Source organism: Micromonospora sp. SL1-18 (assembly GCF_047921505.1).
In the GTDB taxonomy this organism is placed as follows: domain Bacteria; phylum Actinomycetota; class Actinomycetes; order Mycobacteriales; family Micromonosporaceae; genus Micromonospora.
Map to the genome: position 1 here is coordinate 12,279 of NZ_JBLROA010000068.1, position 21,669 is coordinate 33,947.

General features: G+C 71.1%; 22 protein-coding genes and 1 pseudogene. 13 read left to right on the plus strand and 10 right to left on the minus strand.

Features of this window, described 5'->3' with window-relative positions; translation table 11 throughout:
* Window positions 1–27 precede the first annotated feature (27 nt).
* Window positions 28–465, minus strand: coding sequence for a Rho termination factor N-terminal domain-containing protein (locus tag ACNAW0_RS25050; RefSeq protein ID WP_416290453.1), 438 nt, complete (start codon window positions 463–465; stop codon window positions 28–30).
* Window positions 462–1,472 carry a ParA family protein gene (locus ACNAW0_RS25055; protein WP_416290454.1) on the minus strand — a complete coding sequence of 337 codons (1,011 nt, stop codon included), beginning with the start codon at window positions 1,470–1,472 and terminating at the stop codon, window positions 462–464. Before ACNAW0_RS25055 ends, ACNAW0_RS25050 begins: the two co-directional genes overlap by 4 nt.
* 77 nt (window positions 1,473–1,549) lie before the next feature.
* On the opposite strand from ACNAW0_RS25055, the gene ACNAW0_RS25060 reads away from it, so the two are divergent.
* The gene (locus ACNAW0_RS25060; protein WP_416290455.1) at window positions 1,550–1,681 is read left to right on the plus strand and encodes a hypothetical protein; all 132 of its coding nucleotides are present in this window, start codon (window positions 1,550–1,552) and stop codon (window positions 1,679–1,681) included.
* A 166-nt stretch (window positions 1,682–1,847) separates the two neighbouring features.
* On the opposite strand, the gene ACNAW0_RS25065 is transcribed toward ACNAW0_RS25060, so the two are convergent.
* Window positions 1,848–2,621 (minus strand): D-Ala-D-Ala carboxypeptidase family metallohydrolase, encoded by a 774-nt coding sequence (locus ACNAW0_RS25065; RefSeq protein ID WP_416290456.1) that lies wholly within the window; start codon window positions 2,619–2,621, stop codon window positions 1,848–1,850.
* A gap of 338 nt (window positions 2,622–2,959) precedes the next feature.
* Between ACNAW0_RS25065 and ACNAW0_RS25070 the strand changes: the two genes are divergently transcribed.
* Both ACNAW0_RS25070 and ACNAW0_RS25075 read left to right on the plus strand, forming a co-directional pair.
* Window positions 2,960–3,601 (plus strand): DUF6642 family protein, encoded by a 642-nt coding sequence (locus tag ACNAW0_RS25070; protein ID WP_416290457.1) that lies wholly within the window; start codon window positions 2,960–2,962, stop codon window positions 3,599–3,601.
* A gap of 140 nt (window positions 3,602–3,741) precedes the next feature.
* Window positions 3,742–4,206 (plus strand): PPOX class F420-dependent oxidoreductase, encoded by a 465-nt coding sequence (locus ACNAW0_RS25075; RefSeq protein ID WP_416290458.1) that lies wholly within the window; start codon window positions 3,742–3,744, stop codon window positions 4,204–4,206.
* 78 nt (window positions 4,207–4,284) lie between these two features.
* Here ACNAW0_RS25075 and ACNAW0_RS25080 read toward each other — a convergent pair whose 3' ends face one another.
* Window positions 4,285–4,926, minus strand: coding sequence for an NAD(P)-dependent oxidoreductase (locus ACNAW0_RS25080; protein ID WP_416290459.1), 642 nt, complete (start codon window positions 4,924–4,926; stop codon window positions 4,285–4,287).
* Window positions 4,927–5,180: 254 nt separating this feature from the next.
* On the opposite strand from ACNAW0_RS25080, the gene ACNAW0_RS25085 reads away from it, so the two are divergent.
* Window positions 5,181–6,236 (plus strand): hypothetical protein, encoded by a 1,056-nt coding sequence (locus ACNAW0_RS25085; RefSeq protein WP_416290460.1) that lies wholly within the window; start codon window positions 5,181–5,183, stop codon window positions 6,234–6,236.
* Between the two features lie 46 nt (window positions 6,237–6,282).
* Here ACNAW0_RS25085 and ACNAW0_RS25090 read toward each other — a convergent pair whose 3' ends face one another.
* Window positions 6,283–7,515: a serine hydrolase domain-containing protein gene (locus ACNAW0_RS25090; RefSeq protein WP_416290461.1), complete on the minus strand. Its 1,233-nt coding sequence runs from the start codon at window positions 7,513–7,515 to the stop codon at window positions 6,283–6,285.
* A gap of 65 nt (window positions 7,516–7,580) precedes the next feature.
* Here ACNAW0_RS25090 and ACNAW0_RS25095 point away from each other — a divergent pair, with 65 nt between their 5' ends.
* From ACNAW0_RS25095 to ACNAW0_RS25105, 3 genes are all read left to right on the plus strand, one after another.
* On the plus strand, window positions 7,581–8,174 hold the full coding sequence (locus ACNAW0_RS25095; RefSeq protein WP_416290462.1) for a pentapeptide repeat-containing protein: 594 nt from the start codon (window positions 7,581–7,583) through the stop codon (window positions 8,172–8,174).
* A gap of 54 nt (window positions 8,175–8,228) precedes the next feature.
* Window positions 8,229–8,681, plus strand: coding sequence for a pyridoxamine 5'-phosphate oxidase family protein (locus ACNAW0_RS25100; protein ID WP_416290463.1), 453 nt, complete (start codon window positions 8,229–8,231; stop codon window positions 8,679–8,681).
* Between the two features lie 132 nt (window positions 8,682–8,813).
* The gene (locus ACNAW0_RS25105) at window positions 8,814–9,788 is read left to right on the plus strand and encodes a hypothetical protein (protein WP_416290464.1); all 975 of its coding nucleotides are present in this window, start codon (window positions 8,814–8,816) and stop codon (window positions 9,786–9,788) included.
* 80 nt (window positions 9,789–9,868) lie between these two features.
* Here the strand turns inward: ACNAW0_RS25105 and dacB are convergent, their stop codons facing one another.
* Window positions 9,869–11,452 (minus strand): D-alanyl-D-alanine carboxypeptidase/D-alanyl-D-alanine-endopeptidase, encoded by a 1,584-nt coding sequence (gene dacB, locus ACNAW0_RS25110; protein WP_416290465.1) that lies wholly within the window; start codon window positions 11,450–11,452, stop codon window positions 9,869–9,871.
* 351 nt (window positions 11,453–11,803) lie between these two features.
* On the opposite strand from dacB, the gene ACNAW0_RS25115 reads away from it, so the two are divergent.
* Window positions 11,804–12,085 carry a HesB/IscA family protein gene (locus ACNAW0_RS25115; protein WP_416290466.1) on the plus strand — a complete coding sequence of 94 codons (282 nt, stop codon included), beginning with the start codon at window positions 11,804–11,806 and terminating at the stop codon, window positions 12,083–12,085.
* 10 nt (window positions 12,086–12,095) lie between these two features.
* On the opposite strand, the gene ACNAW0_RS25120 is transcribed toward ACNAW0_RS25115, so the two are convergent.
* From ACNAW0_RS25120 to ACNAW0_RS25130, 3 genes are all read right to left on the minus strand, one after another.
* The gene (locus ACNAW0_RS25120) at window positions 12,096–13,196 is read right to left on the minus strand and encodes a beta family protein (protein WP_416290467.1); all 1,101 of its coding nucleotides are present in this window, start codon (window positions 13,194–13,196) and stop codon (window positions 12,096–12,098) included.
* 202 nt (window positions 13,197–13,398) lie between these two features.
* Window positions 13,399–13,926: a PepSY domain-containing protein gene (locus ACNAW0_RS25125; RefSeq protein WP_416290468.1), complete on the minus strand. Its 528-nt coding sequence runs from the start codon at window positions 13,924–13,926 to the stop codon at window positions 13,399–13,401.
* 70 nt (window positions 13,927–13,996) lie between these two features.
* On the minus strand, window positions 13,997–14,521 hold the full coding sequence (locus ACNAW0_RS25130; RefSeq protein ID WP_416290469.1) for a sensor histidine kinase: 525 nt from the start codon (window positions 14,519–14,521) through the stop codon (window positions 13,997–13,999).
* Window positions 14,522–14,789: 268 nt separating this feature from the next.
* Between ACNAW0_RS25130 and ACNAW0_RS25135 the strand changes: the two genes are divergently transcribed.
* The 4 genes and pseudogenes from ACNAW0_RS25135 to ACNAW0_RS25150 all read left to right on the plus strand — a co-directional run bounded on the left by ACNAW0_RS25135 (window position 14,790) and on the right by ACNAW0_RS25150 (window position 20,846).
* Complete coding sequence (locus ACNAW0_RS25135; protein WP_416290470.1) at window positions 14,790–17,183, plus strand: M14 family zinc carboxypeptidase; 2,394 nt, start codon at window positions 14,790–14,792, stop codon at window positions 17,181–17,183.
* Between the two features lie 94 nt (window positions 17,184–17,277).
* Window positions 17,278–18,558 (plus strand): YibE/F family protein, encoded by a 1,281-nt coding sequence (locus ACNAW0_RS25140; protein WP_416290471.1) that lies wholly within the window; start codon window positions 17,278–17,280, stop codon window positions 18,556–18,558.
* 87 nt (window positions 18,559–18,645) lie between these two features.
* Window positions 18,646–19,131 carry a septum formation initiator gene (locus tag ACNAW0_RS25145; protein ID WP_416290472.1) on the plus strand — a complete coding sequence of 162 codons (486 nt, stop codon included), beginning with the start codon at window positions 18,646–18,648 and terminating at the stop codon, window positions 19,129–19,131.
* A gap of 492 nt (window positions 19,132–19,623) precedes the next feature.
* Window positions 19,624–20,846: pseudogene (locus ACNAW0_RS25150) on the plus strand (IS110 family transposase).
* A 170-nt stretch (window positions 20,847–21,016) separates the two neighbouring features.
* On the opposite strand, the gene tnpA reads toward ACNAW0_RS25150, so the two are convergent.
* Window positions 21,017–21,433, minus strand: coding sequence for an IS200/IS605 family transposase (gene tnpA, locus ACNAW0_RS25155; RefSeq protein WP_416290473.1), 417 nt, complete (start codon window positions 21,431–21,433; stop codon window positions 21,017–21,019).
* Window positions 21,434–21,456: 23 nt separating this feature from the next.
* Between tnpA and ACNAW0_RS25160 the strand changes: the two genes are divergently transcribed.
* On the plus strand, window positions 21,457–21,669 hold a 213-nt coding region (locus ACNAW0_RS25160), incomplete at its 3' end, for a helix-turn-helix domain-containing protein (RefSeq protein ID WP_416290475.1).

Genomic DNA, 21,669 nt, shown 5'->3' on the forward strand with positions numbered 1-21,669 from the left:
GGCGCAGGGTCAGCGGCACGTCGCGGCTCAGCGCTGGCGGATGGCGGTGGAGTTGAGCCGGAAGCCGATGGTGCGCTCGACGATCCGTTCGACCAGCTCCATCTTCCGCAGTCCGGCGACCCCGCGCAGCCCCACCCGGGCGGCTAGCGCCCGCAGCTCCCGGGTCGTCCAGGACCCTAGGTACGCCGTACCGTCCTCGCGCCGGGACATCGCCGTGAGCGCGGCGTGGGCCCGCTTTACGTCCTGGATCACGCCCGGCGGCGCCGCCCGTCCGGCGGCTGCCGGTGCACTGCCCCTGTTCCCCGGCGTCGGGGCGACGCCGGGGGCGGGCGGCGCGGGGTCGGCGGCGGGCGGGAGCAGCGCGAGCCGGGCGCGTCCCGCGGCCAGGTCGGCGGCCTCTGTTGCGGACAGACCGCCGAGGAACGCGGCCACCCGGGCCAGCACGGCGAGTGTCGGGTCGCTCATGCGTCTGCCGCCGTCGCGCCGCTGGTGACGGGGGAGGCGGGGGTTGCCGCCGCACCGCTGGTGACGGGGCTGGAGGGGGTTGCCGTCGAGGCGGGCTGGAGGTGGGCCAGGAACTCGGTGGTGATCTGCCGCAGCTCTTCGCGCGCCGCCGGCGCGCTGATCCGGTCCCGCAGCACCACCGGCACCCCGCGCGGCGTGTTCGTGGCGAACAGGGTCACGTTTTCCCGCAGCGGGGTCGGGAACACCGGCACGCCCAGTGCCCGGACCTGGTCCATGTAGCCCTGGTGCGTGGCGATCGGCCGCTGCGCCATCAGCTGGATCATCGTGAACACCACGCCCGCGATGTCGGGAGCCACCTTGTGGTGGCGGCGGATCTTGGCGAACCGGCGGGAGTCCGCGTTGTACCGGTCGACCAGTTCGCGCACGTTGCCGTGCAGGTAGTCGATGCCGAGGGTGGACAGGTAGTCGGCCTTGGCCGGGATGAGCAGGTGGTCGCTGGCGATGATCGCCGACTGGGTGACCACGTTGAAGTTCGGCGGGCAGTCGATGAGCACCAGGTCGTACGGGTCCAGCGCCGGGTCGTGCAGGCCCTGGTCGAGCGAGCCGCGGACCCGGAAAAGCTCGGCGTCGTACTCGTCGCCGTCGGCCACGCCCCGCGCCAGGGCCAGGTCGATGTCGACGAGCTGCAGGTGGGACGCGATCAGGTCGAGCCGCCCCGCGCCCTTGAGCTGGGCGTTCGCCGGGCCGGGGGTGACCACCAGCTCACCGAGGGTTACCGCCGAGGTGTCCCCGCGCAGCCCGTCGTACCAGCGCTTGACCGTGCGCTCGTCGCGCAGCCGGTCCCGCCAGTCGTCCGGTTCGTAGAAGCTGAACGTCAGGCTGGCCTGCGGATCGAGGTCGATCAGCAGTACCTTCATCCCTCGGTTGGCCAGCTCGGCCCCGAGGTTGGCGGTCATCGTGGTCTTGCCGACCCCGCCCTTGTAGTTGATCACGGATACGACGTACACCGGTACCTCCCGACCGGGTACGGTAACGGGCGGCGTCGGCCGGCGACAGGCCAGCACCCGGGATCGTCGGTGTTACGGTGCCGGCTCGGCGGGCTGCTCAGGGGGAGGGTCGCCAACTCGCCGCGCAGCTCCCGGGCCTCACCGCCCCGGCCACCGTCGAGGCGTACGCGCCGGACGTGGTGCTGATGGACATCCCTGGCTCGACCTGAACAACCGGGTGCAGCCGCGGCGGCCGGCTCGGCGCGGCCCGGAGCCGTGCCAGTGGGCGAGAGGCCCTCGGTGGCCGGCCCGAACAGCCCGGGGTGGCACGGGGGGTGGGGCCGCCGCCCCACCCCCGTGCCCGGGCCGCCGTCGACGTCCGCGCGGCCCGGCCGGTCAGATTCCGCACCTCGAGGCGGACCAGACGGTCGTGTTCGCACTTTTGTCGGCGTTGTTCTCGCGGCGCGAGTCCACGTGGACGTGGGTGCTGTGGCCCGGATAGCCGGGGCCGAAGATCCCACTGAAGCCGTGCTTGCGGGCCTCTCGGGCCAGCCGGCACAGCGACGACGTACGCGAGGTCAGGTCGGCCGCGTTGCCGTAGAGGTGCTGGCTGTCCGACGCGCCGCCGATCCGCCGGTTGCAGGCGAAGCTGCGGAAGCCGCTGTTCACGTAGATGGGCTTGTCGCCGAGGCTGTGACGCAGCGCCTCCAGCTTCCACATGATGCGCAGCGCGTTGGCCCGCGTCGCCGTCGAGGAGAGCGGACCGCCGCTCCAGCCACCGATGCCGCAGCCGTTGTCCAGCTCCGAGTAGCTGAAGTGTTTCGGCGTGCAGTCGTTGTCCTGCAACTCGTAGATCTTGGCGAAGGTCTGCGGGCCGGCGATGCCGTTGGCGGGCAGCCCGTACGCGGACTGGAAGCGCCGGACCGCCGCCGCTGTCTCCGGGCCGTACTTGCCGTTGATGTGGACGATGCCCCGGTACGCGGCCCAGCCGGCCACGCGGATCTGCAGTTGGCGGACATCCTCACCGGATTGTCCCTGGCTGAGTGGCCGGTTCCAGGTGTAGCAGCCGTCGGCGTATGCCGCTGGCGCGGCGACCACGGTGGCGATCGCCGCTCCGGGCAGGGCCAGCGCGAGGGCGAGAATCATCCGCTTCAGCGTGTTGATGCGCACAGAAGTCCTCCTGACAGGAGTGGGATTGGGATGCGACCAGGGCATCGACCGCGACGTCCTGTCGCTCCCACCCTGGCAGCAATTCGACCGATTAGCGGTTAATTACCGAAATGATCCTCATATTCCCTGTTCAACCGCATGACGTGCAAATTGCAGGAATGGCCGGATGTCTCCCCAGGTGGACGTGCTGGCCCGGCTAAAACGCCCAAAGATGACAGAAACGGTCTTGCGATGGCACCCCCGAGGGTGATGTTGCCGCGCGCCCCTGAGCCGGTAACGTCTGCGCCGGGGACCGGAGACGACTCCCCGGCGACCTGCTCGGGCGGGGGAGGTGGGCGTTGGCGCGTGGTGGCGTCTTCTGCGTCGAAGGCCAGTGGCACCGGGACCTCAACGAGCGCGGCTCTGTCCTGCCCACCCTCGAACTGCTCGAACGGCTGGGCCGGATCCGCTTCATCCACAAGGACGCCGCCACCCGCGACGAGCTCTTCTACTTCATCGACCGCTGGCTGCTCAAGCAGTACGCCGACTACCGGGTCGGCTTCTTCGCCATGCACGGCGAGCCCAGCCGGCTCTGCCTCACTGACTGGGACTCGGTGGAGCTGACCGACGTCGCCGAGCGGATGGCCGGCCGCTGCGAGGGCCGGCGCCTCTACTTCGGCAGCTGCTCGGTGCTGCGCGCCTCCGACGCCGCGTTGCGGGACTTCCTCGACGTGACCGGGGCGGCGCTGGTCTGCGGCTTCACCCGCGAGGTGGACTGGGTCGAGTCGGCCGCGTTCGAGACCGTGCTCCTGGACGTGCTGGCCAACGGGCAGCGGCACAACGCCGCCGAGCTGCGGATGGGCTCGGCGCACTGGGCGCCCCTCGCCTCGTACCTCGGTTTCCGGGTGATCTACGCCAACGGCCGCGCCTGGCGGGCGGCGGCCCGGCCCCGGGTGCCCGCCCAGCCGGCCCCGGGCGGGGCTGACGCCCGCCCCCGCTGACGCCCGGCCCGGGCGCGCGGGATGCGGCAAGTTGCGGTGTCCCCGACGCGGGACGGCCCGATTCGCCGCATCCCGCGCCCGGCCGCTGGGCCCCGGCCCGCGTGGAGTCCCCGTCCGAGGCACCTGGTAGAAACCGAGGCATGGCACGGACCATTGCGACCAACACCCGGGTCGACCGGGACGCCCTGCTCGAGTTCCTCCGCCCCCGACACAAGGTCCTGCTGATGACGACCCGCGCCGACGGCCGGCCGCAGTCCTCCCCGGTCGCCTGCGGGGTCGACGCCGAGGGTCGGCTGGTCATCTCCACCTATCCGGAGCGGGCCAAGGCGGCCAACATCCGCCGCGACCCTCGGGTCTCCGCCTGCGTGCTCTCCGACGACTGGAACGGGCCGTGGGTGCAGGTCGACGGCACCGCCGAGGTACTCGACCTGCCCGAGGCCCTCGAACCGCTGGTTGAATACTTCCGCAGCATCTCCGGCGAGCACCCGGACTGGGACGAGTATCGCCAGGCCATGGTGAAGCAGGGCAAGTCGCTGATCCGGGTCACCATCGACGCCTGGGGCCCGATCGCCACCGGCGGCTTCCCCGCCCGGCTGGCCGACTGAACGACCGGGCCGCGTGGACCACCCGCGACCGGGCCCCGTGGACCGCGTCCCCCCGGGCCGGGGTGAACCGCACGCGGCTCAGTACGCCGCGGTGAAACGCGCGTTGCCGAACCGCGGGTTCTCGATCTCGTCGACGATCGCCACCGCCAGGTCCTCGTAGGTGAGCACCGACCGGCCCTGATCATCGGTCACCGGATGGTCGGTGCCGGTGCGGTAGTGGCCCGTCCGCTCGCCCGGGTGGAACTCCAGCGGCGGCGGGGAGACGTACGTCCAGGTCACCCCGTCGGCCGAGGAACGGTAGACCGCCAGCGCCTCGGCCTGGCCCAACGCCGCGTCCCGGTACTCCTCGGGAAAGTCCGGCTCGTCGAGGTACGGGGTGCCCTTCGGCGTCAGCAGCGTCGCCCCGCCGCCGACGTGGATCACCCGGGGCGGGTCGGGCAGCTCGCGCAGCGTGTCGACCAACGTCCGGGCGGCGTCGCGCCACAGCTCCCGCTCGCCGCCGCCGACCGCCACCACGAACACGTCGGCGTCCTCGGCCAGCTCGCGGATGCTGCGCGCGGACGTCGCGTCGCCGGTCACCGTCCGTACCCCGGGCGCCAGGTAGCTGGTCGCCTCCGGGCGACGCACCGCCGCGGTGACCCGGTGACCCCGCTCGACCGCCTCGGCGGCGATCCGCGAACCCGCGGTCCCGCCAGCGCCGAAAACAACAATGTTGCTCATGTGGCCACCTCGCTCCGCTCGACGGCCGACGGAGGCGCCATGACACTGCGCCTGATGATTGGCTCGCTGCGCTCGCTCATGGCCTGACCGCCTTCCGCCCGACGTGTCTCCGCTCCTCAGGCTAGGGAGCCGGTCGGGCGGGCGGTGCCAGATCGAGCCATCCCATCGCTGCCCCGCCGACACCGTGCCGTGGGAACTTGCGGGTGCTGAGTACGGTCCGGAGAGCAAGGTCGTCAATGACTGAGGGGAACAGCATGGACCTTACGACCCGCCGCCTGCTCGCCTGGACTGCGCCCGCCGCGCTCGCCTTGGCTGGACTCGTCCCGGCCCTGCCGGCACCAGCCGCGGCGCACCCGAAGCCCACGCCGACCATCACCACCGGCCTGGTCGACAAGGACCTCGACGGCGACGGAGTGCCGGACCTGGTCGCCGTCGGCGGGCCCGGCACCGGCCTCGGCTCCGGCGTCTGGTCCGGGCTCGGCATCAAGTCCCAAAAGGCTGGCGTCGGCACCGGCCAGGTGCAGACCCCGGCCGTCAACATCGGCCTGCGCGGCAACGGCGTCTCCGGCACTTCCTCGCCAGCCGATTTCGACGGCGCCCAGGTGATCACCGGGCGCTTCTTCGGCTTGCCCGTGCAGGACTTCCTCGTCTACTACCCGGGCGGGATCAACCCGGGCGGCGCGGGCATCATCCGGGGCGCCGGCGACGGCACCATGCTTAACCCGAACCTCAGCGGCAACCAGCAGAGCATCGACCCGGCTCAGCTCCTCGACACCAACGGCAACAGCCCGCTGATGGTGGTCAACGGCTACGGCGCCGACGGCATTGCCACCGACTACCCGGACCTCATCGGGCTCACCGGCGACGCCACGAACGGCTACCGGCTGACCTACCACCTCAACCTGGGCATGACCGGCGGGTACCTCAACACCATCACCCTGACCACCGCCACGCCTACCGGTGGGACGGACTGGCAGAACTGGCGCATCGCCAGCACTGAAGTCGGCTCCGGCGTTGCCCTGTTCCTGCACAACTCCACCACCGGTGACCTGTTTCTCTGGACCGGGGTCACCCTGGCCGACAACGGCGACGGCACCGGCTCGCTGACCCACACCCAGTACCGGGTGGCGGCGAACTGGAACACCGGCGTGGCGATTAGCACCCTGTGGGCTGCCGACATCAACGGCGACGGCACCCCGGACCTGTGGACGGTGCTGCCGGACGGCACCTACCGGGCGTACCTGATCTCGGGGCTCTCCACCAAGGGCAAGGCGAAGGTGACCGCGACCAGCGCCCAGCGGCTGGTCTGACCGTTGCCGGGGCGCGCCGCCACCAGGCGGTGCGCCCCGCGCCGGGTCAGTCGATCAGCGCGGAGTAGACCAGCTGGCGCAGCTGCGAACGCAGCGGATACGTGCTGGACGGCATGAGCTGGGTGAACAGCAGCGCGGTGATCTCCTCGACCGGGTCCACCCAGAACGCGGTGCTGGCCAGCCCGCCCCAGTAGTACTCGCCCACGCTGCTCGGCACCCGGGCGGGCACCGGGTCCAGCACCACGGCGAAGCCGAGACCGAAGCCGATGCCGTCGAGCACCGTCTCGGCGAAGCCCTCCGGCTCGAACGAGGCCAGGTCGCGCCCGCCGGGCAGGTGGTTGCGGGTCATGAAACGCACCGTCCGGGGCGACAGCAGGCGTACCCCGTCCAGTTCGCCGCCGCGCAGCAGGAACTGGGTGAAGCGGTGGTAGTCGGCGGCCGTGGAGACCAGCCCGCCGCCCCCGGAGAACCAGCTCGGCTCGGTCAGCGCGGCCCGGCCGATGCCGTCGTGCCGTAGCGCCTGCCCGGTCGCCGGATGCGGGGCGTAGAGCGCGGCCAGCCGCTTGGCGTCCGCCTCGTCGACCCACCACCGGGTGTCGGTCATGCCCAGCGGGCGCAGCATCCGCTCGGCGAAGAACGCGTCCAGGCGCTGCCCGGAGATCACCTCGACCAGCCGGCCCAGCACGTCGGTGGAGACGCCGTAGTTCCAGCTCGTGCCGGGCTGGAAGAGCAGCGGCAGCCGGGCCAGGCCGGCGGAGGCCGCCGCCAGGTCCATGCCCGGCGGCGCGTTCAGGTCGAACCCCGCCGCCCGGTACAGGCCGTCGACCACCGTGCTCTGCGCGAAGCCGTACGTCAGGCCGGCGGTGTGGGTGAGCAGGTGCCAGACCCGGATCGGCTCGACCGCCGCCACCGTGTACGGCTTGAGCACCGATCCCTTGTCGTAGACCCGGACGTCGGCGAACTCCGGCAGCCAGCGGCTGATCGGATCGTTCAGCTCGAACCGGCCCTCCTCCCAGAGCATCATCGCGGCGACCGAGGTGATCGGCTTGGTCATCGAGTAGATGCGCCAGAGGGTGTCCGGCTCGACCGGCGTGCCGGCCTCCCGGTCCCGCAGACCGTACGTCGAGGAGTGGCCGATCTCGCCTCGGCGGGTCACCACGATCTGCCAGCCGGCGAGCCGGCCGTCGTCGACGTACCTGCCGAAGTGCTCGTCGATCCGCGCCAGCCGGGCGGGGTCGAAGCCGATACGGGCCGGGTCAGTGCTCACTGCGACGCTCACGCCGCCGAACCTACCGGCCGGTACGCCTGCCGGGAAGTGTCGGCGAGCGCCACTAAGCTGGCCTGATGTCGGAGCCCACTGAGGACGTCACCTACCGCCACGAGGACTGGTACGCCGAGGAGTTGGTCGACCGGCACTTCGTGCGCTGCTCCTTCTTCCACGTCGATCTGACCGAGGCGGTCAGCCAGGGGGCCGTCTTCACCGAGTGTGTCTTCGGCAACGTCGCCCTCAACGCCTCCCGGCACACCGACTCGGCCTTCACCCGCTGCACCTTCAAGCGGTGCAACCTCTTCGAGGCCGAGTTCACCGGCTGCAAGCTGGTCGGCAGCAGCTTCGAGCAGTGCGACCTGCGTCCGCTGCGGGTCAGTGGCGGTGACTGGTCCTTCGTGGCGCTGCCCGGCGCCGACCTGCGCGGGGTGCACCTCACCGACGTACGCATGCGCGAGGTCGACCTGACCGGCGCGGACCTGACCGGTGCCACCGTCACCGGGGCCGATCTCTCCGGCGCCCAGCTGCACGCCGCGAAGCTGGTCAGTGTCGACCTGCGCGGCAGCGACCTGACCGCACTGGACCCGACCACGGTCGAGCGGGCGGGGGCGATCATCGACGCCGAGCAGGCGATCGTGCTGGCCCAGGCGCTCGGCTTCGAGATCCGCTGAGCGTTCTCGAAAAGACGCCGTGGGCTGTCAGGCTTTTCGGCCAGGATGATCCGCATGGCATGGTGGTCCGACCTGGTGGCATCCGAACCCGACTTCGCGGCGCGCGTGTGCGGCCGATTCACCGTCCGCAAGCACGGCACGATGGCGACACTGCGGCGGGACGGCTCGCCGCGGATCAGCGGCACGGAGTTCGACTTTTCCGACGACGGCCAGCTCAGACTTGGCAGCATGGTGGGAGCGCTCAAGGCACTCGATCTGCGGCGCGATCCGCGGGTGGCGCTGCACTGCCCGACTGAGGACACCCCGGAGGGCGATCCGGCGTCGTGGGGCGGGGACGCGAAGATCGCCGGGCGGGCGCACGAGGAGCCGCCAGGCGAGGACGGCTCGCACCGGTTTCGGATCGGGCTGACCGAGGTGGTGCTGACCCGGGTCGGCGATCCGCCGGACCACCTGGTGATCGAGAGCTGGCATCCCGACCGTGGCCTGCGGCGGCGCGAGCGGCGCTGACCGCGCCTCGGGGACAGCAGCAACGTGAACCTGCGAGCGGTCGCGCTGCGCTGATTCCGTCCCCCGTTCAGGGGAAGCCGGTCCACTCCCGGTCGGGAGGGACCGCCTGCCCGGGGGCGGCAGGGTGGGGTCATGACGCTCACCATGCCGCCGCCGACCGCCGCCCATCCCCCTGGAAACCGTTCCGCCTGGCTGCCGTACGCCGCTGCGGTCTGGGCGATCGGCTACGCCGCGCTGCGCGCGGCCTGGCTGGTGGCCGGGGCGCCGTCCTTCGGACCGCTCGGCACCGACCTGGTGGTGGTGACCGGCTGGTGGGCGGTCGCGCTCCACGCCGCCGCGGCGATTGTCGGCGTCGCGCTCGGCTGCGCCCACACCTGGCGGCCGGCGCTGCCTGGGGCGGCCTGGATGGCCTGCGCCGCCATCCTGGCCTCCTGCGCGCTGCTCCTGCTCGACGTGGTCGGTTTCCTCATTCTCGACCTCAGCCCGGCGTTCAGCCTGGCCGGATTCCTCAGCCGGGCCGCAGCGCTCATCGGCGCCCTGCTGCTGCACGCGGCGGCGCTCGCCCACCTTCGCCGATTCCGGGAGGACTGCGGCCGGTGCGGCCGGACTCGCGAGTCCGGTGGGCCGGTGCCGCGCTGGGCCTGGATCGCGGCCTGGTCAGCGGTCGCAGGCTGCCTGGCGCGGCTGGCCGCCCAGGTGGCGGTGGGCTTCGGTGACCTGCCACTGGCGCAGGGCGGGTCGGTGATGCTGTTCGAGGTGGGGTTCCTGCTCGCCGGGGTGCTGCTGCCGCTGGCCCTGGTGCACCGGTGGGGGATGGTCTGGCCGCGGTGGCTGCCGCTGCTCGCCGGCCGGTCGGTGCCGCGTCTGGTGCCGCTGGTGCCCGCGGTTGTCTTCGCGGTGGGCCTGGTCATCTACTTCGGCGTCGGCCTCGCTCAGCTCACCGTCGAAACCGCGACCGGCACGTTCGACCCGGGCGACGGACGCTACCCGCTGGCCTTCTTCTGGGTGGCCGAGTCCGGCTACTGGCTGTGGGGATGGGGTCTGGGAGTCGCGGCGGTCAGCTATCACCTGCGGACCCGCCGGCCGTGCGCGCACTGTGGACGCTGACACCGCGACAGCTTGTCCGCTGGGCGCACCGCGGGGCCCGGTGGCCCCTGCCCGTCACGAGGGCAGGGGCCGGCCGCGGGTCAGCAGACGATCGGCTTCACCCAGGAGCACTCCAGCCCGTCCGGCACCAGCGGCGACTCCGGCGCCGTCGGCACCGCCACCCGCGCCATGGTCGTCCCAATCTCCGTGTACGAAGCCAGGGCGATCGCGATCTGATCCTCCAACCCCTTCACCGACGAGGCCAGATAGTTGTTCAGCACGATGGAGAAGGCCAGCACGTGCCCGTCTGCGTCGGTGACGTAGCCGGAGAGGGCGGACGCCCCGGTCAGGCTGCCGGTCTTGGCGTGCACGTTGTTCGCCGCGGCTGTGCCACGCATCCGGCTGCGCAGCGTCCCACCGACGAAGCGCTCGGCGTTGCCGGCCACCGGCAGTGCCGCGTACCAGGTGTCGAACCAGGGTTCGGTGCGGGCGGCGGCGAGCAGCGACACGAACTGGGCCGGCGGGATCATGTTGGCCCGGGAGAGGCCGGAGCCGTCGCGCTGGCGCAGCGTCCGGATGTCCATGCCGGACTGTCCGACGTGGTCACGGATCGCGGCGAGACCGGCCGACCAGGTGCCGGAGCCGGACAGGACCCGACCCAGCTCCTTGGTCAGCACCTCCGCGTGCCCGTTGTTGGAGAGCTTGAGGAACGGCACCATCAGCTCGGCCAGGGGCATCGAGTCGTGCCGGGCGACCGTCGTCGCGTTTGCCGGGGTGGCCTGGCCGAGCACGGTCTGGCCGAGGACGCGCACCCCGTGCCGCCGCAACGCCGACCGGAAGATGTCGGCGGCGTATCCGGTCGGCTCCCAGACCGTCATCCACTCGCTCTCCGGGTCCTCGCCGACGGCGATCTGCCCGGTCACCACGATGGTGTTGCCACCGTGCTCGCGTTCGAAGGAGATCGTGGTCTTGCCGGTGGCGACCGTCTGGGCCCGGTTGTCGATGTGCAGCCAGCCGTTGGCCGGGGTCATGGTCACCGCCGGTTGCGCGCCGGCCTTGGCGGCCGGGGCGGCGTGCACGATCACCGTGCCGGCGTCGTAGTCGGTGTCCGGGGCGACGGTCAGCGCGGAGACCTGTGCAGCGTAGTAGTAGGACTCGTCGTCCCAGGCCCAGTCCGTGCCCAGCCGGATGCGGTCGTAGCGGGTGTCGTCGGCGACGAGGTTCCCGGTCACCACCCGTACGCCCTCGGCCGCGACCTGCTCGGCCAGCCGGTCGTAGTCCTCGGCCAGCATCGTCGGGTCGCCGCCCCCGCGCAGGTACAGGTTGCCGGAGATCTGCCCGGCCCCGCGTACGCCGTCGCCGGCGACGTCGGTGGTGAAGCGGTGGTCCGGTCCGAGCAGTTCCATCGCCGTGGTCGAGGTGAGCAGCTTGGTGTTGGAGGCGGGGACCAGCCGTCGTTCCCCGTTGCGGTCGTAGAGGGTCTGCCCGGTGGTCGTGTCCACGACGACCACGCCCGCCTGCGCGCCGGCCAGCTGTGAGCTGGCGAGGACCGCGTCGATGGTGGCGTTCAGGCGGATCTGGGCGGGGCTGGGTGATTCGGCGGTGGCGGTGGGGGTGCCGGCGGTGGCCGCGGCGGCGACCAGGGCCAGTACGGCGAGCGCCTGAGGAAAACGACGGGGATGCATGGGCCGATGCTCGCACGGCGCTTTCTTCCAGTGAAGGCTCCAGGGCGAAACTTTTCGCCGCGATCCCGGATCGGGGGCGGCCGAACCTGTCCGCGTACCCGGGCTGGCGGTCCCGGAAACGCTTTTTCGGCACCTCGTCACCCGTTCGTGGCGGGGTGACGCGGCACCCGCGCCAATTGGCGTCGCTCTATTTGACGGATGTCCGCGCAGGGGGCAACGTAGGTCGTGACGGGGCTCGACCTGCCCCGGTTTTTACGGCGGATACCGATTTGCCACCCAGGGTCCGAACCCGGCGGTGCGAGCCGCGTCGACCCGTTCGCGATCTGCGAAGCAGCCACGAGGAGTTCCGCGATGCTGACCATGACCGACAACGCCGTCCTGGTGATCCGCGACCTGACCCAGCAGCAGGACGTCGCCGACGCGGGCGGGCTGCGCATCGCCGCCGACGCCGCGGCCGGGTCGCTCTCCATCGAGCTGGTGCCACAGCCGACACAGGGCGACCAGGTGGTCGACAGCCAGGGGGCCCGGATCTTCCTCGACGCCGACGCCGCCCAACTGCTCAACGACACCTCCGTCGACGCTACCGTCGACGAGGAGGGCATCGTGCAGTTCGGCTTCACCTCCCAGGAGTGACGGCCGGGGCTCACCCGGCCCGCCGGGTCTCCCCGCCGCGCGACCGGCCCGGGCGGCCCCGCTCCGGCGCCTCCTGACCGGCGTGCCACGTGCCGCCGCCCTGCTCGCCCTCGGGGTGCGGCAGCGCGGCCAGCACGTGCGCCAGGTGGTGCGACGTGCTCCAGGCGAGCCAGTTGGCCGGCGAGCCGGCACCCGCGCAGCGCCGGGCCCGCCGCACGATCTCGTGGTCGCCCCAGGAGAAGCCGGCCCCGGCCGCCGGCCAGTGCGGGGCCGCCACGAGCGTGCGGCACAGGTCGGCGAGCCGCTCGTCGCCCCGGCCGCCCCGGCGTGACCAGCGGTAGATCCACCATGCCTCGTCCGTGGTGTAGCGCAGCGTCGGCAGCCGGTCGGCCGGCTCGCCCGAGCCCGGCACCGCGCAGTCGACGCCGTAGTCGCCGTACCCGACGCCGAGGTCGGCCAGCCGTTGCCAGAGCCGCCAGTCGAACCGGTCGAGGCGTACCGGTTCGTCGCTGGGGAGGCGGGCCAGCGTCGGCGGCATCCCGCCGGCCGCCACGGTGACCGAGCGCCAGGCGTGCCGCCGGGCCCACTCCGCCAGCCGCCGGACGCGAGGTTCGGCCACCCGTACGTCCGCCGGGCAGCACACATCCCCCGCGTCGATCAGCAGGTCGCACTGCTCCGGCACCAGCCGGGCCAGCCGCCAGACCCGCTCCGCCGCGGCCGTCGTCGCGTCCGGCCCGGCCCGGTCCTGCCCGGTCCGCAGTCGCAGCACCGCCCCCCGGTCGTACACCCCCGCGGCGGCGCCGTGTGCCACCAGCCGCCGGTTGCTCTCCGCGAGCCCGATCACCGGCATCACCGGTACGCCCCAGCGGACCAGCTCGCTCTCCGGGCCGTCGGGCAGCATCGTGACGTCGATCGAGGGCAGCAGCCCGGCCGGGAGCCGGCCGAGCAGGTCCACAGTGCACGACTCCACCGCGTGGACGTCGATGACCGGAGCGAGCAGCGGAGCGGCGGCCTTGTCGAGGTGAACCAGCGCCTCCAGCTCACCCCGGCGGCCGTTGAGTACAGGGCGGTAGACCGGTTCTGCCGCCCGACCCCCGTGGGCGGGCACCATACTTCAATGTATCGGCCGATTCGCGTTTGACCACAGTTTCTGCGGGATCGCGAACGGCGGGGGAGGCCACCCGCCCCGGGGGGCCTCCCCCGCAAACCTGGGCTGACGTGCTCGGGCCTCCCTCGCCGCTTGGCCGACGTGCTGTGGTGGGTCGTCGCAGCGCTGATGTTGGTCGGCTCCGGGCGGGGCGACGCCCGATCACTCAGTCGTCGTACCGGCCGTCAGTTCCGGTGCGGGTGCCGCCGTGGTCGTCGCGGTGACGGCCGTCGCCACCTCGGTCGTCGGTCCGCTCCCGCTCGGTCTCCACCACGGTGCCGTCGCCGCGGTCGACCTTGACCTCGTACCGAACGGCACCCTTGACGACCTCGACGCTCCACACCGGGCGGCCGTGCTCCAGCTCGGCCTCGATCTCCACGATCCGGCCCCCGCCGAGCCGGGCGAGGGCGACCTCGCCGGCCCGTTTCCCGCTCACCGTGCCGCCGGCGGCACGGCTCGGCGCGGCCGTGGTGGCCCTCGCGTCGTCGTCCGGCTTGGGCCTGTCCTCAGTGGTCGTCGCGGACGTCGCATCGTCGTCTAGCTTGGGATTGTCGTCGGTTGTCCGGTTGGCCGTCGCGGCGGCGAGCGTGTCGGGGCCCGGCCGATCGGCCGTGGTCACGCCCAGCGCCACACCGGTCACCGCCAGCACCGCGGCCCCGCCGGCCGCCGCCAGGACCAGGGAAGTCCGTCGCATCATCTCCACCTTTCCTCGGTTGTGACATCGAGGATCGGCCCGGAGTGGATAGCGGCGCGCTACCCGTGGGCTAAGGCCGGGTTAAGGCCGCCGGCGGGCCGAGCCGGAGCAGCACGAGCGCACCGCCGCCAGGCCCGGCGTGCAGCTCCAGCCGGCCGCCGCTGGCCCGGGCGGCCCGGTCGGCGATGTCCAGGCCCAGCCCGGTCGATCCCGTGTGGCTGGCGCCCCGCCCGAGGGGGCCGGCCGGTATCCCCGGTCCGGCGTCGGCCACGGTCAGCGTGACCTGTCCCGCATACGGGGCGAGCCGTACGGTGAACGGCATCCCGTCCGGCGTGTGCGCGAAGACGTTGCCCAGCAGCGCGTCCACCGCCGCGGCCAGCTCGTCGGTCACCCCCACCGGCAGCGGGCCGGGCGCGAGGTCGAGGGTGACCTCGCGGCCGGTGTCCTCGGCGAGTACGGATCGCCAGGTCGTCCTCGATGAGCAGCAGCCGGGCCACAGGTGGCACGTCAGCCTCGGCCACCCGGGGCAGCCCTCGTCCGCGTGGCCGAGGCGGTCCGGTCTTCGGGGCGAGGGTCCGATCGAATCCGCCCACATCACGGTTGGGTCAATGGTGCGGTTCGAGCTGGTCGGATCGCGGGCGTGGCGGGGCGGACAACCGGGCCGGGATGAACGTCCAGTTCAGTCGGAAAAACCTTCCCCCATCGCATCATCGATCTTGACAGCTACAGAGAGGCGGATCACACTTCCCCAACTATGGCCGCGAGGTCGTGCCGGTACCGCCAACGGGCCGGCCCTCCGGGACCTCCCGCCAGGAAGGACTCTCATGAGGAGTACAGGGAAACCGATCAGACGGGGCCGCCTGTTGGCTCTGCTCGTGCTACCGCTGGCGCTCGCCGTCAGTGCACCCGGCCTTGCGAATTCCGACAGCGGGGTGGCCCCCGACAGGTCGTCGAGTGGCGAGCAGAACGGCGTCGGGCTGATGCGCATCGTGGTCGCCGACAACTCGGGCATCGACCGACTTAACGAACTCGGCGTCGACCTCGCCGAGTACACCAAGCCGGTCGACAACGGCATCGAGGTGCACGCGATCCTCAGCCCGGAGGAGAGCCAGGCGCTGCGGGACCAGGGCTTCGACGTCCAGAACGCCATCTCCGACCAGAGCGACTACGCGGAAAACGTGGCTGAGCGGGCCGACACGATCCGAACCGTGCGGGCCCTGGCCGCCAGCACCGACACCTTGACCGTGCTGCGGGCCGAATGGTTCACCAGCCTCAACAACCAGCTGTTCCTCAACCTCGAGGTGAAGTCGAGCGCCGGCACCGACTCGACGACGGTGCTGACGGCGAGCTGGGACAGCGGAGCGGGCACCGCGATCGGCTCCGGCGGCACCGCCACCATGTCCCGGTTCACCGACGCCGGCCAGTACATGTACCACCGGTTCAGCAACCCGATGCCCATCAACGCCGCACCGGCAAAGGCCACCATCACCAGCAACAAGGGTGGCTCGGTCACGATCGACGTGAACAAGTGGCTGGGCAGCCCCCGCAAGGTCACCGGCAGCCACCCGTACGTGTCGGACTTCGTCGACCACTACATGGACCCGACCGAGGTCACGGCGCGGTTCACCTCGCTGGCCGCGGAGTTCCCGAAGCTCACCCAGCTGATCGACCTGCCGAACAAGACGAACGGCTACCGGCGTCAGGCGCAGGCGCAGTTCGGCACCGCCTCGGCGAGCATCGTCTACGTCAGCTCGAAGGCGTACGGCTCCGAGGGCGGCAACGACATCACCACGTCGCTGGTCAACCCGGGCGCGGCGAACGCCCCGCTGACCGTCGGCGTGTCCGGCAAGGCCGTCACGGTGAGCCTGGCCACCAACGGTTCCGGCGCGGTCACCAGCACCGCGGCGCAGGTCGTCGCCGCAGTCAACGGCAACGCCGACGCCGCCAAGCTGCTCACGGCCAACACCTACCGGGGCAACGCCGGCACGGGTGTGGTGGCCGCGGCCGCGGCCACCAAGCTGACCGACAACCTGAAGGCACCGGCGAGCGTGTCCCGCGACCCGTTCCAGCAGAAGGTGCTGCGGATCGGCAAGCACCGGGACGGCTCGAAGGTCGGCGTTTTCCTCTACTGCCAGGAGCACGCCCGGGAGTGGGTGACCCCGCTGGTCTGCGTCGAGTCGGCCGAGCGGCTGCTGCGCAACTACGCGCAGGACCCGAACACCCGCAAGATCGTCGATGACCTGGACATCTTCATCCTGCCGGTGGTCAACCCCGACGGCGCGCACTACAGCATGTACGACTACAACATGCAGCGCCGGAACATGACCAACTACTGCCCGGCGTCCTCGGCGGACCCGGCCAACCGCAACGCCTGGGGCGTGGACGTCAACCGCAACTTCTCGATCGGTTCCGTCTACGACGGCTACAACGGCGGGTCGACGAGCTGCACCAGTGACACGTTCGCCGGCCCGAACAAGCTGTCCGAGCCGGAGGCGCGCAACGAGGTCTGGCTGGTCGACAACTTCCCGAACATCAAGCTGTCGATGAACACCCACTCCTACGGCGGCTACTTCATGTGGCCTCCGGGGGCGTACAAGACCGCCGGGCGTGAGGTGCTCCCGCGGGTGGACCAGGGCACCGAGGCCTACTTCTGGACCTCCTCGGACTACATCCTCTCCCGGGTGCAGGAGCACCGGGGCACCGCGATCTGGCCGGGCCGCACCGGACCGGTGACCGACGTGCTCTACTCGGCGGCCGGCAACAGCGCCGACGAGCACTGGTACAACCGGGGCATCATCGGCTGGGACTTCGAGGTCGGCGCGGACGTCTACGACCCGGCGACCAAGCGGTACACCGCGGTCGGTTTCCAGCCGTCGTTCGCCGAGGGGCATGAGGAGGCGATGGAGTTCGCCAACGGCAACATCGGCATCCTCGAGGTCGCCCGGGCGTACGCGACGGACAAGATCCAGCCGGCGAGCACGGTGAAGATCGTCAAGCAGGAGCCGGGTGCCACGACCTTCACCTTCAGCACCAGCGAGCCGGCGAACGTGTACTACACGCTCGACGGCAGCCGGCCGACGTTCAAGTCGCCCAAGCTGGCCCTCGCCGGCATGCGGGAGGGCGTCCAGAACCTCACGGTGAACCGCGGCACCACCGTCAAGTGGTTCTCCGTCGACATCGCCGGCAACGTGGAGAGCAACTACAAGCCGGACGGCAACGGCGAGAACTACAACAAGCAGACCGTATCCGTCCAGTAACCAACTCTGATTCGAGAGCGGTGGCCGTCGACCCCAGGTCGACGGCCACCGGCCGTTACCCCCAGTGCCTGCGCCCTCTCACCCGGAGCAACCGATGCACACCCACACCCGGTCCGCACCCCAACCGCCGGTCGACCCGTCACGGGACGCCGCACGCCGGCGCCGGACCCTGCTGCTCCTGGCCCTGATCCTGGCGCCGATGGCCGCGGCGACCCTGCTCGGGATGGCGTTGCTCTGGCCGGACGGAAGATCAGCGAGCGACAGCGCCACCGCGGGCGCGCGTAGCCTCAGCCACCCCGAGGCCACGGTGCAGAGTGTCTCGACGTACGACTGCCCCGCGGCCAACAAACGGACCGGCCCAGACGGCCAGCAACAGATGGTGACCTGCGCGTCGGTGCAGGCAAGGCTGGAGACCGGGCCGGAGAGCGGCGCAGGCGTAGCCGTCGACGTGCCGGCGGAGGCCTACCGCGCCGGCCTCGCACCCGGCGATCGGATCAAGCTGGTACGCGTCTTCAACCACCAGAGCGGCCCGGCCGTGTACGCCTTCTACGACTACTCACGGACCCTGCCCCTCACGCTGCTCGCGGCGGCCTTCGCCGTGGCCGTCATCGCGGTGGCCCGGATGCGTGGGCTGAAAGCCCTGATCGGGCTCGGCTTCGCCTATCTGATCATCGTCAGGTTCATGCTGCCCGCGTTGCTGGCCGGGGAATCCGGCCTGCTGGTCGGCGTGGTCGGCTCGGCGGCGATCATGTTCGTCGTCCTCTACCTGGCCCACGGCTTCTCGGTCCGCACCACCACCGCGCTGGTCGGTACGCTGTTCGGCCTGCTGGCCACGGCCGGTATCGGGCTCTGGGCCACCAACGCCGCCCACCTGACCGGCCTCGGTGACCACGACAGCAGTGCGCTCGCCCTCTTCGACACCCGGATCAGCCTGCCGGAGATCGTGCTCTGCGGCGTCATCGTGGCCGGACTGGGCGTGCTCAACGACGTCACTATCACCCAGTCCTCGGCCGTGTGGGAGCTGCACGAACTGGGCTCGGACAGCTCCGCCCGCAAGCTGTTCGGCAGCGCCATGCGGATCGGCCGCGACCACATCGCCTCCACCGTCTACACCATGGCCTTCGCCTACGCCGGGGCCGCCCTGCCCATCATGCTGCTGATCAACGCCTACGACCGCCCGCTGCTCAACGTGCTCACCACGGCCCAGATCGCCGAGGAGATCGTCCGGACGCTGGTCGCCTCCATCGGTCTGGTGCTCGCGATCCCGCTCACCACGGCGGTGGCCGTCGCGGTCCTCAAGGCCGTCGGCAACGCCCAGTCGACCCCCGCCCCGATCCCCGACGAGGCACCGACCCCCACCGGCGTCACCGGATGACCCACCCCTACGGTCACGCCGTCGTCGAAGCGTCGCCTTAACGTTCCCCAGTGCCGGCCTTAACCCTCCCTCGGGGACACTCGGTGCATGGCTCGTCGTCCGATTCTCGCCGCCCTCGGGCGGTTGGCCACCACCGTCGCCGCCACGCTCGTCGGGCTGGGCGCGATCGGGCTGGTCGGGGAGGGCATCACCGGCACCCGCGGCGGCGTACGCGACCAGCGGGAGGTTGAACGCGCGCTCGCCTCACCCGAGCCGGCCCCCCTCGCGTCGACCGACGGACCGACCGGAAGCCCGACACCGACGGCCGCCCCGGCGAGCCCGACGTCGACCGGCAGTACGGCCGACGTCGCCGCCCGGCGGGGTTTCGCCACCCCCGGCGGCACGGCGGTGGCGGAGTGCGGGCCGGCCGGGATACGCCTGGTCTCCTGGTCGCCCGCCCAGGGCTACCGGGTCAAGGATTCCGACCGGGGGCCGGACGACCACGTCGAGGTCCGGTTCATCGGCCCAAGGGGCGAGCACGAACTGAAGCTGCGGTGCGCCGGTGCGCAACCGGTGGCGGAGAGCAACGACTGAGTGCGGCTGCCGGCGGATCGGAGGGAAACGCGCAGACGAGCGCACGGCGCCGCTCGACCGGGTCGTAACGTCGCCGCGCTCTGGCCGTCTCCCACCACCGCAGCCGTACGGCGGTACGACAGCGGGGACCTGGCTCGACCGGCCTGACGTGCACCGGCCCTGGCGCAGCTGATCCCCGTTCAACCGGGATCCAAACCACTCCAGCGGTGGCAGGTTCCACGATCCGGCCAGGACGAGCCGCCCACCGCCTAATGGGAGCTACCGGGTCGCGGTCAGACTCGGTGCCGTAGCCGCCAGCAGGTGAGCACTCATGCCGCCGGAAGCGTTCGACTTCTGGGGTCAGACCGTGCCCTTGCTGGTTGGCCGGGAGGCTAGACCGCTGATGGGGTGGCGTGCCCGCCCTTGGGGGCGTGAGCACTGGATCCATTAGGCCGCGTGCCGCGCCTTCCGCAGGCTGCTGAACGAAGTGAACGGCGTTACAGGGAGGGCATGTTGCTGCTGATCGGCGACGATTGGGCGGAAGATCATCACGACGTCGAGATCCAGGACGAGGCTGGCTGCAAGCTCGCCGCCGCGCGACTGCCGGAGGGCGTGGAGGGCATCGCGAAGCTACACGAGCTCCTCGCGCGCCACGGCGGTGAGGACCTGGACGCGGCCCGGGTGATCGTCGGGATCGAGACCGACCGCGGCTCGTGGGTGCAGGCCCTGATCGCCTCCGGCTACCAGGTGTACGCGATCAACCCCCGCCAGGTCGCCCGGTTCAAGGAACGCTACGCCACCTCGGCGCCAAGAGCGACAAGGGCGACGCGCACGCACTGGCCGACATGGTCCGCATCGACCGGGCCCAGCTGCGGCAGGTGGCCGGCGACAGCGACCAGGCCCAGGCCGTCAAGGTCGTCGCTCGCGCCCACCAGACTCTGATCTGGGAACGCACCCGCACCTTCCAGCGGCTGCGCAGCACCCTGCGCGAGTATTTCCCTGGCGCGCTCGGCGCCTACGCCGAGCTGGCGCTGACCAGCACGGACGCGCTGGAGTTGCTGATCAAGGCACCCACGCCCGCAGCGGCGGCGAAGCTGACCCGCACGCAGATCACCGCGGTCTTGGCCCGGGCCCGGCGCCGCAACCGGGACGAGAAGGCGGTCGCGATCCAGGCCGCGCTGCGCGAGCGGCAGCTGGGCCTGCCCGAGCCGGTCACGACCGCCTACGCGGCCGCCGCCGCCCACGCCCGTGTGCTGATCGCGCTGAACGAACAGATCGCGGAGATGGAAGGGCAGGTGAAGGCCCATTTTCTTGCGCACCCGGACGCTGAGATCTACCTCTCGATGCCAGGCATCGCGGAGATCACCGGCGCCCGGGTGATCGCTGAGTTCGGAGACGATCCCGCCCGCTATGCCTCCGCCAAGGCCCGCAAGAACTACGCGGGCACCAGCCCCGTCACCCGGGCCTCCGGCAAGAGCCACACCGTCCAAGCCCGTTACGTCCGCAACAACCGGCTCGCCGACGCCTTGCAGACCCAGGCGTTCTCCGCCCTGCGGGCCTCACCCGGCGCCCGCGCCTACTACGACAAGCAGCGCGTACGCGAGGTCGGGTACAACCCGGCCCTGAGGCAGCTCGGCAACCGCCTGGTCGGAATACTCCACGGCTGCCTCAAGACCCGCACCCTCTACGACGAAGCGACCGCCTGGTCGCACCATGCCCAACCCCATGCCGGTTGACACTCAACGACATGGGGTCTCTGACCCGTATGGCTGACCGGACCGCTCCGGGTACCCGGAGCGCGTGCACCAGCCCGCGATCTCCGACTACCAGGATGCGGGCCAGTGCTCCGCCCTTTACGGCGGGGGTGAAGGCCCGCGCGGGTGGGCCGTCAAGGCCCGGGCGTGTTTTAACCCGGCTGGTTCTGCTGCTCGATGTACTGGTGTAGGACCGTCAGGGGTGGGCCTTCGATGGTGCCGGCGAAGTAGGAGCCGGACCATAGTCGGGCGTCGCGCCAGAAGTGGCGGCGGATGTTGGGGTAGTCGCGGCGTAGGTAGCGGGAGGATACGCCTTTGAGGGAGTTGACCAGTTTGGACAGGGCCACCTTGGGTGGGAAGTTCACCAGTAGGTGGATGTGGTTGTCGTCGCCGTTGAACTCGACTAGTTCGCATTCGAACTGTTCGCACACCTGGCGCATCACTTGTTCGAGGTAGTGCAGGTGTTCGTCGGTGAAGACTCGTGCTCGGTGCTTCGTGACGAAGACCAAGTGGGCGTGAAGCAGGAAAGCGCAATGTCTACCGGTGCGAATGGGGTAGGGGTCGGCCATAAACCAAGTGTATGATGTGGAGCGTGAAGGCGGACATGGGTCGGAAGTACCGGCTGTATCCCACGGAGGAGCAGGCGGATCGGCTGGCCTCGTGGGGGCACACGTGCCGCTGGCTTTACAACACGGCGTTGGAGCAGCGTCAGTTCGTCTGGCGGCAGCGCAAGGTCACCCTTGGGGCCGGGGCCCAATGCGCCTACCTGACCCAGGCGCGCAAGGACTTTGACTGGGTTGCGGAT

What these genes read in the sequence shown, in the direction of transcription:
- ACNAW0_RS25115 (WP_416290466.1), top strand. Translation starts at nt 11,804, where the DNA reads ATGCTGACCATGACCGACAACGCCGTCCTGGTGATCCGCGACCTGACC.
- ACNAW0_RS25085 (WP_416290460.1), top strand. Translation starts at nt 5,181, where the DNA reads ATGGACCTTACGACCCGCCGCCTGCTCGCCTGGACTGCGCCCGCCGCG.
- ACNAW0_RS25105 (WP_416290464.1), top strand. Translation starts at nt 8,814, where the DNA reads ATGACGCTCACCATGCCGCCGCCGACCGCCGCCCATCCCCCTGGAAAC.
- ACNAW0_RS25075 (WP_416290458.1), top strand. Translation starts at nt 3,742, where the DNA reads ATGGCACGGACCATTGCGACCAACACCCGGGTCGACCGGGACGCCCTG.
- ACNAW0_RS25125 (WP_416290468.1), bottom strand. Translation starts at nt 13,926, where the DNA reads ATGCGACGGACTTCCCTGGTCCTGGCGGCGGCCGGCGGGGCCGCGGTG.
- ACNAW0_RS25100 (WP_416290463.1), top strand. Translation starts at nt 8,229, where the DNA reads ATGGCATGGTGGTCCGACCTGGTGGCATCCGAACCCGACTTCGCGGCG.
- ACNAW0_RS25120 (WP_416290467.1), bottom strand. Translation starts at nt 13,196, where the DNA reads ATGGTGCCCGCCCACGGGGGTCGGGCGGCAGAACCGGTCTACCGCCCT.
- tnpA (WP_416290473.1), bottom strand. Translation starts at nt 21,433, where the DNA reads ATGGCCGACCCCTACCCCATTCGCACCGGTAGACATTGCGCTTTCCTG.
- ACNAW0_RS25050 (WP_416290453.1), bottom strand. Translation starts at nt 465, where the DNA reads ATGAGCGACCCGACACTCGCCGTGCTGGCCCGGGTGGCCGCGTTCCTC.
- ACNAW0_RS25140 (WP_416290471.1), top strand. Translation starts at nt 17,278, where the DNA reads ATGCACACCCACACCCGGTCCGCACCCCAACCGCCGGTCGACCCGTCA.
- ACNAW0_RS25145 (WP_416290472.1), top strand. Translation starts at nt 18,646, where the DNA reads ATGGCTCGTCGTCCGATTCTCGCCGCCCTCGGGCGGTTGGCCACCACC.
- dacB (WP_416290465.1), bottom strand. Translation starts at nt 11,452, where the DNA reads ATGCATCCCCGTCGTTTTCCTCAGGCGCTCGCCGTACTGGCCCTGGTC.
- ACNAW0_RS25130 (WP_416290469.1), bottom strand. Translation starts at nt 14,521, where the DNA reads ATGTGGGCGGATTCGATCGGACCCTCGCCCCGAAGACCGGACCGCCTC.
- ACNAW0_RS25080 (WP_416290459.1), bottom strand. Translation starts at nt 4,926, where the DNA reads ATGAGCAACATTGTTGTTTTCGGCGCTGGCGGGACCGCGGGTTCGCGG.
- ACNAW0_RS25095 (WP_416290462.1), top strand. Translation starts at nt 7,581, where the DNA reads ATGTCGGAGCCCACTGAGGACGTCACCTACCGCCACGAGGACTGGTAC.